Below are 12,119 nucleotides of genomic sequence, written 5' to 3' on the forward strand. Positions count from 1 at the left end.
GGGGGCTTGTCGGAACGCCGCACCGCCCCGCTCGGCTGCGCAGCAGTCGTAAAACCAGCGGATGCGTTCTACCTGGAAAACTGCGATTGCCGGTTTTAGGGCCGCTTCGCGACCCAGCGGGGGCAAGCCCCCTCGCCACAGTATTCGGCAGCCCTTAAAAGATGTGTAGATACCTATGCCCCCTGGGGAGAAGGTTAGGGAGAGGGGTGGTTCTTGAGCCTGGCGAACAATCTGAAGCGTTCCTCGCACGATTTCGCTTAACTGACTGGCATTGGGGCAAGCCCGCTCCCATACAGATCTGCGGTGTTTATGGATGGTCGCAGGGCACAGCTTTCAACCCCGATACCGCAGGGCGTCCAGCAGCAAAGCAAAGGCGGGGGAGGCCTGGCGACGGCTGGGGTAGTAGAGATGGAAGCCGGCAAATGGCGCGCACCAGTCCTCAAGCACCTGTACCAGGCGGCCATCTGCAATGTGTGGCGCGAGAAGGTCCTCAGGGATGTAACTCAAACCGAATCCGTCCAGCGCTGCGTCGAGAAGCTGGTACACACCGTTGAACGTGACCTGGCCAGACACTCGAACTTTCAGGCTTTCCTCGCCTTTTTTAAACTCCCAGGCATACAAGCCGCCATTGGTGGGCAGTCGCAGGTTATTGCATTGATGCGCCGTCAGATCGCGAGGTGTCCCGGGCAGCGAACGGTCGGCAAAGTAGGCAGGGGAACCTACCCAGGACCTCCATGGCGACATCGTTGCTGCGAAGTTCGCGACGGGCAAAAGTGAAGGGCGCCAGCGGCGTCTCGGGGGATTGAGCGGCATAACCAACAGTTTTCATCGACAACCCTCTTGAGAAACGGAGAACTCATCCTTCACATACTAGAAAGGTTTGATAAATCGATTAAGGCCAATAAGCCGCATAGAGTTATGAGGTGTGCTCATCAATCGAATCCGATTGTCACAGGCGTTGGCCATATGGAGGAGCCTCTGGGTGCTCTTGCGTCTTCCATAGCTGTCATTGCAGTCATTAGCGCGGTTCGAAGGCGTTTATACTGCGCGACCTTTGACCCATGTTCATTCAACTGCCTCGGTACCCCTTTGAAGCGCGATCTTCGACTTGCCACTTTGCTGACTTTCCTGGTGTGTGTATCCGTGGTGCTGCTGACTGTCTGGCAGATTTGGACCGCCCGCCAGAACACCTTGAATGACATCGAAACCGACACATTGAATTTGACCAATGCGCTCAACACTTACACCGACGGTACCTTCAAGCAAAGTGAAATCGTACTGCTGGATCTGACAGAAAGGATCGAGAAAGACGGGACCGGCCCGCAGCAGCTCGAACGTCTGAGATTGCTGGTCGCTCAGGAGATGCAAACGCTTTCGCAGTTGAACAGCGTGGTGCTGTATGACGCCCAGGGGAACTGGACGTTCTCGACCAACAATCTTGCTTCACTCGATAGCAACAACGCTGATCGTACATTTTTCCAGCATCACCGCGACAGTCCAGGCCGCGGCCTATTCATAGGCCCGGCGATTCTCAGTCGTGCCACCGGCGCCTGGGTGATTTCAGTCAGTCGACGTATTGATCATCCAGATGGAGGTTTTGCCGGGGTGATAGTCGCAACCATCAGCCTGGAGCACTTCCTCAAGCTGTATCGAACCATTCGCGTGGGGCAGTTCGGCGCGATCAGCCTGACCTCAGCCGAAGGGCGTCTTCTGGTGAGGTATCCCTTCAACGAGCAGGACATCGGTCGTGATCTGTCTGCTGCTCCAATATTTTCCGAGTTCCTGCGCAACACTTCGTCAGGCACCTTGGGTTTTAATTCAAAAGTCGATGGCATCCATCGCATCTATGGGTTCAAGAAAAGCGCTCAATATCCCGTCGTAACGACTGTAGCGGTAGGCCAGACCGAGGCCATGCAAGCCTGGTGGAGCCAGACAAAGCAATCCGCCGCCGTGGTGGCGCTGCTGTTGGGCCTTCTGGTTGCGCTGGGGCGCAGATTGATTACCCACATCAATCGTCGTATTCGAGCCGAGAAAGAACTGCGAACCACCCAGACCGCGCTGATCGAGCTTAACCACCGGCTGGAGATCCTCGCCAGTGAGGACAAGCTCACCGGTCTCGCCAACCGCCGGCATTTCGATCAGTTTCTGGATATCGAATTCAAACGCGCCAAGCGACTTGCAAGCCCGCTGTCACTTATCTTGATCGACGTGGATTTTTTCAAAGGTTACAACGACCACTATGGGCATCTGGCCGGAGACGAATGCCTGCGGGTCATCTGTCAGTCGATCAAACACTGTGTGGGCCGTCCAGGTGACATGACGGCCCGCTATGGTGGAGAAGAAATCGCCGTGGTAATGCCCAATACGGATGAATCGGGAGCCCGCACGGTTGCCGAGGTGATTCTGCGCGCTATCGCTGCCGAGCACCTGGCGAGTCCTTTCGGTATCGTGACCGCCAGTCTGGGGCTGGCGACTTATGTCGCCTACGACAGCGACCAGGATGAAAAGGCGCTGATCGACCGTGCAGACCGCGCTCTTTACTCGGCAAAAACCCAGGGCAGAAATCGCCTGATTGTCGCCGCTGCGGGAGTGCAGGGCGAGGGTTGCGCCATAGTGTGAGGGGTGGCCTGACCACTCTCTCGCGGATGTACATCGATCCATGGTGGGAGCGAGCCTGCTCGCGATGGCGGCCTGACAGTCGACCTATCCCTCACGGATGTACCCAATCCCAATGTAGGAGCTGCCGAAGGCTGCGATCTTTTGATCTTGGCTTATGGTCGGTATACATATCCATGCCTGCGGTAACGGCTGTTTTGTCTTTATTGCGTGTCTCTTTGGCCAACACCGGAGTGCCGGCCCAGCCCAAAGGAGCATTATAGAGGTATTACGTCATGAGTTAGCTGCAACTCATTGATACATATAAAAAACTTAGGGGCAGGGTAGTCAAACGCCGCCACGGTAGCGCAGGTGCAGGTATGTAATTCGGGATTGCGCACTCGCCTCAGTCTTAGCCTGGCGGTCGGTCGAACAAGGCGGTCTAAAGTATCTTCAAGGAACGAAGCGAACAGAGTGTTGATGGTAAGAAATGCAGGACACTGGAAGCGAATTCGATTTATTTATCTCGAGGTCGGAGTAGTGAAATTCATTTTTACAGGGCTGATAAATTATAACTCAACTAAACAGTCATTTAGTTGAGTTATAACTAAATCATCTTAAAGAGAGAGCAGGGCACAAGAGGGTTTTCCCTATTATTCAGGTCTTTTCACACCCGAAAATCTCACTCTGTTTGGGCTTTTTCCAGGTAATCCATCAGTTCAGCTGCGTCGTAAATCTGGAAATGTCCGTGTACCAGGTTCGCAAGTTTTGTCCAGTGAGTGCAATTACTGTGTAGCTGTGGCTTTTTAGTCGCCCATCACCTTACTGATTTTCGCTCCAGCGCGAGACAGCGCAATGTTCACTCAGCGTGCCAACCAGACCGTCAATCCGCCACAGTGGCATCTTCACTTACGTGGCGGACGACTTCAAAACCATGAGTCTGCAACAGCATCTCGTATTCCTAGGGGCTCAGACTCGAATGGTAAAGCGGCTCTCCCTGAAAACTGCCAATGGCTTCGCTCAATGCGGGACCGCTGGTGAACATCAACATTGATCTCAATTGGGAATGAGCCCTGAACCACTGCAAACATGCATCGCTGGTCTGCCTGCGATAAATGAAAGAAGCTGTTCCAGGCCAGGATACCGGCGAACTTTTCACCCAGCTGCAGATTTCGCCTATCAGCCGTCAGCCAACGCTGCTGTGCAAAACGCTGGCGGCATAAACGGACCAGCGAATCCGAAGCGTCAACACCCGTGACGTTATGTCCGAGCTCGATCACATACCGAGCGACAGGTTCACCGGATCCACAGCCCAGATCCAGAACAGATCCACGACCACCCATAGCCTGATGAAAACGTTCGAACCCATGGCGCTCGATAAACCGATCGGCACGCCGACGATCCCATGCCAGAGCGAAACGTTCGTAGAGCTATGTGATTGGCCGATTCGTGCATGGAGTGGGTCCTGAAGGCTCAAAGGGTGAATAGCCAAGATGGCTGCTTGAAAAGCACCCTGGGGAAGGCCCACGGGGAATATCTAGTACTACGCATAATGTATATTATGTTAAACGAGGTGCTATGTTAGATATGTTCATCAGCTGTTCATTTTCACCATTCTGTGTCGGTTTTTCATGAACCTGTGTCGGGTTGAATATCAACGACTTAGCCAAGAATGCCCCGCCTTGACCTGACGCTGGCACTCATTAATCAGTGTCGCCCGGTGACGCATTTCGCCAGCGTCTACAATATTCGAAACTCTATTAATGATCTTACGATGCTGGTGTCCGCATGGTGTCACCGTTTGTCCCTTTTCCGATGTTTTGCCCGTACGCCCAGTGGCGACCATCTGGCTTGGCTCAATTTCCGGAGAATAACGAACTGCGAGCTCGGCTTGAAGCTGTAGATGAGTCCTGCTTTCCATTCGTTAGCTTATGGTAAGGCTGTGACGCTTCACATGAGCTGCGAGCTCACATTTGCTGGAGCCAAGGCAATAGTCGATCGCCTTGATCAACGTCGACTTACCTGTGCCGGATGCCCCGGTGAAAATATTGACCTCTCCAGGCTTCAGGTCGAGGATGCGAACACGCCCGCCTTCGCCAATAAAAAAGATGTCTGAAATGTTCCAACGGCTCATAACTCCAGCCCCATCATGTCGAATACCGTCCTTGTCGAGCCTGCCAAGGCCAGCCAGCAGCCCAGGCGTTCAATGTGTTTGAAAGTTTGCTGGGTGTTTTCGCCAAGCTGTTTCGTAAGGCCTTTCGGCACGCTAGAGGCACCAGGGACTAATCGGCCTTCGGCGTTGACCACGAGGAGGTTGCTGAAGCAGGCAAATCGGATTGCTTCCGTCACGATATCCAGTGAGCCATTCACCCGACCAGCGAGCCGGATCTGAATGACCGGGCTACGATGAAGCCACTCCAGCAGGCCAGTACGGCTGTTGGTACGGTCGAACGTGGCTGCGAGATCACCAGACAACGCCAGAGGCAGGGCTGCGTAACACAAAACGATGTCCGGATCGGTGTCGCATTGGGAACGATAGGCGCCCACAAACGTGGCCAGTAGCGCGGCGCAATAAGCCGGATTGGTTTCGGCAAAAATGTCATGGGCGATGACCATGCTCTAGTCCTTGAGAAGCTTGCGATAGTCCGCGTGCCATCCAACCTGAAGGTCGATGGCCAGTACCTGAAAGGTGCCTCGAACGTAGTAGTGTCCCTGCCAACTGGGGGCGATGGGCTCAACTTGATTTGGGGCAAATTCGTGAGTCCAGCGCAGAAGCTCCAAACCCTTGGCTCGCACTTGGGAGGCGCTGAGATCCTCGCAGTCCTCGGCCATCTGAACATGCCGATCTGACCAGTGCTCGGCGAGCTTGGCGTCGTAGCCTGCGATCTTCGAGCGCATCTGCGGATTATCGACGATCCATTTTGATCGCTGCTCCTTCGCTCGCCATTGCTCGCGAACAGCCCTGGACACGTCGGATCCCTTTCCATCGACCAAGGCAATCTGGCGGTACAGCATTCCGTCAGCTTCATAGTCCTCGGGGTGGCTGACCAGATCGAACTCGGCTACAAGTTTCTCCTCCTCCAACTGCGCAATGATTGAGGAAATACAATGTTCCATCTCACTGCGCTGGATGACCCGCTCACGCTTACCGCAAAGGGTATAGATGACTTGCTGATCCCACCATGCCAGCAAACGTTCGGCTGCCTTAAGTCGTTGCTCCTTGGGAAGGATGTGCAATCTTTTAGAAACCACGTCAGGGATTTGCCCGATGGTGACGCTGTCCTGCTGAATGTGAATTCGTCGGAGCAGACTCAGTCTGACCGAAGCATCGAGAGCAAGAAACGCTTCACAGCCAGCGGCACGTGGCCCATGAGGAACTTTGTCACCAGCAGACTTTGCGCTAGCACGCTCCTCGACCACTCTGGCAGCCTCTTCAACTAGTGCCTTGAGTAGCACATCGCGATCAGCGTGCGTGTCGCACAGGGCCTGCAGTGGTGAGTTGTCCGGCACCTTCCCCACCGAAACAAGATGGAAGGTCGTATCGGCGAGTGACACCAACGGCAAGGCATCGATCCACACTCTGATTGTCTTCCACAACGCTACGGATGCCAGACTGACAGGAGGAGGGTTTTCCTGGACGGAATGCTTGAGCTGAAAGAGCAGCTTCTGCCCGTTGGCCTTGAGCTCTACATCGTCCAGTCTCTCCACGGCCACGGCGGCGTCATCAGCGGTCTGAGACAACAGCGTCAGCAATGCAAACTGGCTCTGATAGTAAAATCCCAAGGCGGCTGGCGACGCGTCATGAACCGTATTTGATTCTGTGTTATCCATAACCTGCACAAAGCCTCCTAATACAGCAAGTGATGCAAATTTGCCAACCGGGAAAATGATACCAGAGTGCCATCCAAGAAAGTCAGGCGAGGCCATAACGTGTCACTGGGCTAGGATCTGAGTTCCTACATGCCGTCAAGCGACTACCGAGAAAAACCATGACGAGATCTTTCCGTATCCGTCGGATCTTGGGTAGTGCTTCTCCCTTTGACGCGTCCTACCTCACGATAAAAATCTGGCAAAACGGCTTTGAACGCTGTCATAAATTGTCTCAGCTGAAGTACGTTTCATTCTTGAAATCGTCTTCTTTTGACGGTACACCCTGTCCGATTGTCAGTCGGAGCTAGATTGCGTGCTGACAGACCCTTTGCTCAGGCGTATTGACCCTTTGTACTCAAACCGAAATCACTCAGCCGGTGTCGAAACCGCGCGACTGTTTCAAACCTTTTGCTACGCTGCCCTCTTCCACGGAGGATTCACAATGTCCAGCACAGACCTGCTCCCTTCCCTGCTCTTCAAGATCAATCAAAACCAACTCGCCCTCGAAGCCGCGATCATGGAACTCACGCTCTGGGTCGAGCAGCGCGGATCAGCAGATGTCGCCGGCAATGTACGCGGTGCTTTGGCCACAATGAGCAAGAATGAAGAGTTCATAAACATGACGTTTGCGGTGCTGATGTCGCCGGAGTGAGTAGGTTTCGAGCTTGTTAGACTAGCCGGGCCTCGTTGGCCCGAAGGGGCGCCCCCCCATCGACGGCTTAACTTAAGCGTAGCGTCAATCTTCGAAATCAGACGCAACGACTCGCTCGATGATTTCAATAGAGATCATCGGGATCTTCTAGTGGATCGTCGTCCTCGCCAGCCTCTTCTATCTCATGTTCGACCCCATCCTCCTCGTCCCGACTTGTTGAATCGAAATATTCCTCGTCCATGTTATCGAATTCGAAGTTGTCATCGATTTCCTCGTCCGTGTTAAACCGGGCTTCACCGTGCGCGGTTGCTTTGAGAACGAAGATGGGCGGAATCTTGGCTTCTTGACTGTAAAATCCGACACCTGCGGCCAGCAGCACACCGAAGCATGGGTGCCCCTGGATAAACGACAAATCGGTATTGCCAAGCCATCGCCTTCGTCCGCCCTCGTACGCCATCAGCCAATGGGTTCCATAAAGGGCTTCGGGGGACACGAGGGCTTGCAGGCTTGATACATCAATTAGGTTATCTACATAGCCACTGTGATACAGGTCAAGAGCGATGAGAGAACATACTGAACTCTCAACCCGCAAGACTTGCTCAATTAGCGATGCTTTGAGCGTGATTCCGATTTCCTTACTCAACCACAGAAGCCACGCGGTTTCACTGTGGTGATTCGCCGCTGAGGCGGATTCCAAAAGGTTGCTGCAGAAATCGGTGATTGCGATGAGGTTCAGCGGATATCCGTGATGATGGTAGGTCGCGAGGATCTGGGTAATCACCTGCAAGGTATTCGGAAAGCCGTAGCCGCACTTCAGTAAATAGGCTTCGGCAATGGGCCAGTTCGGGATCTTGATGATGGTGGATGACAGCTGTTTGAGGCCGTACTTCACCAAGCTTTCATCTTTAAATCTCGACTCCAAGGAGAACAGCATCTCAAAGTAATAATGGATGTCATCCTTTTGCTGCCTGATCATCGCGGAAATCTGGAGCTTTTTCAGACTGTATTTCCATGACTCCTGCACCAGCTCGCGCACCTCCACAATTCGTGTCTTGGACGCATTGATCTGCAGCTCAAACGAACTGACGCATTTTATGATTACCGCAAGCGCCCTCTCCGCTTCTTCCCGCCGGTTGAAGAAAAACGTGAAATCGTCGACGTACCGAAAGCCCTTCGGCCAAGCTCCGAGTTCCTCGTGGATCGCCTTATCGATGGAAACGCCGATGATTTCGGCAATGATGTGAGAGGTATCGGGGCCGATAGGAAGCCCGACAGTTTGCCCGTCCTGAGTCCCCATGCATCGACCGTCGAGGATGTTGCCGAAGTGTTGTGCGGTCTTCTTCTTATTCGTCTTCGCGACGGCTTTGGTGTGAAGAGCCCAAGGAATGGTGTGGGTGTACACCGTAGGAAAATAGCTTGAGATGTCCGTGACAAGAGCGTAGCGAGCACCTGCGGATTGCCGAACGCGCTCCTCGTAGAGGTCTGTGAACTTGGTCAGATCAATCGCCCGCAAGCTACCCCCTGACCCTGGGATGCTGCGGGATATTTCGCTCGTTTCGTAATGTTCTTGTATGCGGGGCCAGTACTCACAAATATCTCTAGCCAGTCCATAAAAATTGACCGGATTGATGATGGATGTGATACGTCTGCTGTACGACGATCTAGCAACCGAGAAGCGCTCGCCTAGTGACAGCACAGAATTTTTTTTGGCCAACTCGGCGTCCCAGGGCGCTTGGATATGACTCAAATTGGCCGCAAGCTGTTTAGTGCTGAACCCGGTAGGAAGCTGGACGGGAAAGTAGCCTTTCGCAAGCAGGTCTTGGAGTTCCATGGCGTCCCTTCTCTGGCATCGTTCGAAGAGAACATCTTACTGTGGAAAGCCAAACGTCGACATCCTACGGTGCTGCCTTGTCAGAATTACCTTTTTTTCGGCAAAGCTAAGGCGATAGGCAAGCAATCATTGGGATGCAACTGATTTGTACACAACCGCCCCTCTCACCGCCCTCGAGGTCTGCCAAGTACTGACGGACGTCGCGCTCGGCAAACGCTTCATAACGCGAAGCTCCATCCAATCATGGAATGAGATCTACCACGGCCTCATGCCCGTGGAGACTGGTGGCTGGCAGCTCACGCTTTTCAATGACTGTGACACCCTGGACTACTGCGAGTACTGCAGATCGCCTGATGGCCGAGTCGGTACACTTGACCCCTGGCAACGCGACGGAGCTGATCCTGTCGAGCTATTGAGCACCTGGGAGCGAGAACAGCTTGAGCGGCTGCTCGCTGGGCTCTGAGCATGCATGCAAAACGGCAGGCGAATGTTTGGCCACTTCAGTCATCTCGAAAGCTGCATTCAAGACTGTAGCTATGACATCATTTTCATCACAAACGGTTGCCGCCAAGGCTTGGTAGGCTTACCAGGATTTTTAACCTGCACTCCAGGTAACCTGCCAATCTGCGATGCAACCACTAATATAACAGCCCTGCCCTCACCAACTGCTCAATGTACCAATCGAATAGCTAGTGCCTGGCTTCCGAATAGGAGTAACAACTTGTTGAACCGTCCCGACAAAGACGCGCTCCGTACAATGCTGGCATCGCAAGTTCAAGAAAAGCTGCAGCACGACCCAGACGCGGTAACGACCTATGCAGCCAAGCCTGAACCAGAGCGCAAACCTTACGCGAGCAAGCCCACGGTTCAGGACAAGGCATTTCACAAGGAGCTCGAGCAGATGCGTGCAGACGCTGAAGCCGGAGTGATACGTGCGCCTAAGGGCGAGCCGGAAGACGCGGCGCCCCTTAGTCTTAGGCTTAATGATTATCCAGATCTGTAAAACCAACCGCCCTCAATTCATAGATTGAACAGCTTGCATAATCAGGAGGGCGACCTTGCCATGAGTATCGAAGCAAAACTTCATTATCTCCAAGCCATCCAAAACCTCCTCGCGCCATACCGCTACCTCTATTGCGTAGACCTTGAGGCAACGTGTGATGAGGTTGATGAGTCTGGATCGAAAAGGCCGCTCGCGGTCGTCCCCGATCAGATGGAAACGATCGAAGTTGGCTTGGTGGTAATCGATTTGGAAACGCTTGAGATCGTCGATGAATTCCAGCGCTTCGTTCGGCCTCAGATCAATCCTGTCCTGACCGATTTCTGTAAAAAGCTTACGTCCATTCAACAAGCGGACGTGGATAGTGCACGAACCTATGTGGAGGTTGGCCAGGAGCTAGGAGCGTTTATTGCGCGATATCCAAACGCTGCTTGGGCATCGTGGGGTGACTATGATGCAAGGCAGCTTGAGCGAGACGCAGGGTTTGCTGCGTGCCCTTCCCTACTCGAAGGCTTGCCCCATTTCAATGCCAGGAAATGGCATGCAGGCTTGTATGACAATCGACCGAAATCACTTAAGCAAACGGTAGAGTCGATGGGCCTGGATTGGAAAGGTACCTATCACCGAGGCATAGACGATGCTCGAAATGTTGCGTCTATCATTAAGGAGATGCTCAGCTGACTAGGTGAGCCGGGCCTCGTGGGCCCGAAGGAGCGATAGCAACAATCAACCTCAGTTATCACTATCAAGTGAAGCACGCGATCCAGCTCAGACAAGTACCTGCTATACAGGCATCCAGACGATGTTACCTGGAAAGCTGGCCCTCAAGTGGGCCCAGATGGCTCGCGCTCACAAACCGTTCTGTCGCCGAATGGAAAATAATCATTTCCACGGCGCACCTATAACGGCAACTCTAGTCAATTTCTTCCTCGGCCTGGAAGATTTCGATGAGCTTCTGATTGTAGTCATCCAGGTAGCTCTGAAGACCATCCCGGTCGATCAGCCGCACGCCAGCTGTGCTGGCCAATTCCTTTGCAGACTTCGTGTAGTACGAGTTGGTAACCACCATGGCCTCGTCGCATCCGTAGAAGGCCTTGGCAGAAATGGCTTGCTGGACAGCTGCGTTACCTACTGACCCGGCATAATTCTTTGCCTGGATCACCATGTTTTTGCCGAAGCGGCTAACGAAAAGATCGGCACCTTGATCAGCAGTCTTTTTGGTCTCTTTAACGTCATAGCCAATGGTTTGAAAGATCTCGACCAGGAAGGCTTCGAACTGAAAACCGTCCATCGCATCCACCAGGTACATAGTGATGAACTGGTTCGGATTGAAATGCTCGAGCTGTGATCCCAGCCGCTCAACGAGGATATCGAAATAAATCTCCTCGCACAGGCTCAAGCCATTCCGAAAAGACTGTAGCGGAAGCAGCGGTACGCCAGATGTGGAGGCTGCTTGGGGATTGAATTGGACATTGGGAAATGGAACGTCATTTTCCCAGAGGTGGTAGTAGAACAAGGCCAGGTCAGACCTGAACGTTGTCCCGGCCTCTTCAATCCAGGAACGTAAGGTGTCGGCAAGATCAGCTCGGATGTGGCGGGTCAACTCTCTCGAGAAGCCCAGGTAGGCAGAGTTGAATGCTGTGGTTTGCAGCAGCTTGTCCAAAAGAGATGGAAGCCCTTCAAGCTCGTCAAAACCTTTGCGAATCAAGACCTCCCTGAACAGCTCTCTCTCGCTGTACACACCATCCAAACGTGGGCCGGGCACGCCTGCGTCATCGCTGCTACCTGCGCTTTCGCGAGTCGTGTGAATGAAGTTCGTAAAGTATGGCTGCTTCAGCTCCGCGTATTTTCTCAATACGTTGTTCAGAAGATCGTTCAGTTGGGCTTGCTCTTTCTTCTTACCGAAGAAGTCTTGAATCAAGCCTTTGGATCTGTATTGAAAGTCGGGATAAAACGAAGGATCCAGTGGAGTGAGGTGCCGCAACGTGAGCTCTGATGACGGCGAAACTTGGGAGCTCATGCACCACGGGCATGCTGTCTCGAAGGTAGTCCTGTTGCATCCGTTGCATTGGTAAATCATCGTTTCCGTTCCTTCCTAAGTCATCGCGCGCCTTCACGCACATCATGCTAGCGACCATAGCTCAGTGCCATCACTCAGTCCACGAGCTTGT

General features: G+C 53.3%; 10 protein-coding genes and 1 pseudogene. 4 read left to right on the top strand and 7 right to left on the bottom strand.

What is annotated here, in order from left to right:
• Nucleotides 1-333 precede the first annotated feature (333 nt).
• A pseudogene (locus F8N21_RS09825) lies at nt 334-723 on the bottom strand (LysR substrate-binding domain-containing protein); the annotation flags it as partial.
• A gap of 366 nt (nt 724-1,089) precedes the next feature.
• Here F8N21_RS09825 and F8N21_RS09835 point away from each other — a divergent pair.
• The gene (locus F8N21_RS09835) at nt 1,090-2,619 is read left to right on the top strand and encodes a sensor domain-containing diguanylate cyclase (RefSeq protein ID WP_191624280.1); all 1,530 of its coding nucleotides are present in this window, start codon (nt 1,090-1,092) and stop codon (nt 2,617-2,619) included.
• Between the two features lie 902 nt (nt 2,620-3,521).
• Here the strand turns inward: F8N21_RS09835 and F8N21_RS09840 are convergent.
• The 4 genes from F8N21_RS09840 to F8N21_RS09855 all read right to left on the bottom strand — a co-directional run bounded on the left by F8N21_RS09840 (nt 3,522) and on the right by F8N21_RS09855 (nt 6,522).
• The gene (locus tag F8N21_RS09840; protein ID WP_263597297.1) at nt 3,522-3,938 is read right to left on the bottom strand and encodes a class I SAM-dependent methyltransferase; all 417 of its coding nucleotides are present in this window, start codon (nt 3,936-3,938) and stop codon (nt 3,522-3,524) included.
• A gap of 581 nt (nt 3,939-4,519) precedes the next feature.
• Nucleotides 4,520-4,729 carry an ABC transporter ATP-binding protein gene (locus F8N21_RS09845; RefSeq protein WP_224788193.1) on the bottom strand — a complete coding sequence of 70 codons (210 nt, stop codon included), beginning with the start codon at nt 4,727-4,729 and terminating at the stop codon, nt 4,520-4,522.
• A complete protein-coding gene (locus F8N21_RS09850; protein ID WP_150641943.1) occupies nt 4,726-5,211 on the bottom strand; it encodes a three component ABC system middle component in 486 nt (161 codons plus the stop codon). The genes F8N21_RS09845 and F8N21_RS09850 overlap by 4 nt, the downstream gene beginning before the upstream one ends.
• Before the next feature lie 3 nt (nt 5,212-5,214).
• Entirely contained in the window at nt 5,215-6,522 is a 1,308-nt protein-coding gene (locus F8N21_RS09855; protein ID WP_224788194.1) for an ABC-three component system protein, read from the bottom strand.
• 385 nt (nt 6,523-6,907) lie between these two features.
• Here F8N21_RS09855 and F8N21_RS09860 point away from each other — a divergent pair, with 385 nt between their 5' ends.
• Entirely contained in the window at nt 6,908-7,117 is a 210-nt protein-coding gene (locus F8N21_RS09860; protein WP_150641944.1) for a hypothetical protein, read from the top strand.
• A gap of 124 nt (nt 7,118-7,241) precedes the next feature.
• Here the strand turns inward: F8N21_RS09860 and F8N21_RS09865 are convergent, their stop codons facing one another.
• Nucleotides 7,242-8,948: an RNA-directed DNA polymerase gene (locus F8N21_RS09865; protein WP_150641945.1), complete on the bottom strand. Its 1,707-nt coding sequence runs from the start codon at nt 8,946-8,948 to the stop codon at nt 7,242-7,244.
• A gap of 721 nt (nt 8,949-9,669) precedes the next feature.
• On the opposite strand from F8N21_RS09865, the gene F8N21_RS09875 reads away from it, so the two are divergent.
• Together F8N21_RS09875 and F8N21_RS09880 are read left to right on the top strand one after the other, a co-directional pair.
• On the top strand, nt 9,670-9,951 hold the full coding sequence (locus F8N21_RS09875) for a hypothetical protein (protein WP_150641947.1): 282 nt from the start codon (nt 9,670-9,672) through the stop codon (nt 9,949-9,951).
• Between the two features lie 60 nt (nt 9,952-10,011).
• Nucleotides 10,012-10,629, top strand: a complete 618-nt coding sequence (locus tag F8N21_RS09880) for a 3'-5' exonuclease (protein WP_150641948.1) — start codon at nt 10,012-10,014, stop codon at nt 10,627-10,629.
• Nucleotides 10,630-10,861: 232 nt separating this feature from the next.
• On the opposite strand, the gene F8N21_RS09885 is transcribed toward F8N21_RS09880, so the two are convergent.
• On the bottom strand, nt 10,862-12,028 hold the full coding sequence (locus F8N21_RS09885; RefSeq protein ID WP_150641949.1) for a restriction endonuclease: 1,167 nt from the start codon (nt 12,026-12,028) through the stop codon (nt 10,862-10,864).
• Between the last annotated feature and the right edge of the window lie 91 nt (nt 12,029-12,119).

Source organism: Pseudomonas fluorescens (assembly GCF_902497895.1).
In the GTDB taxonomy this organism is placed as follows: Bacteria; Pseudomonadota; Gammaproteobacteria; order Pseudomonadales; family Pseudomonadaceae; genus Aquipseudomonas; species Aquipseudomonas fluorescens_BP.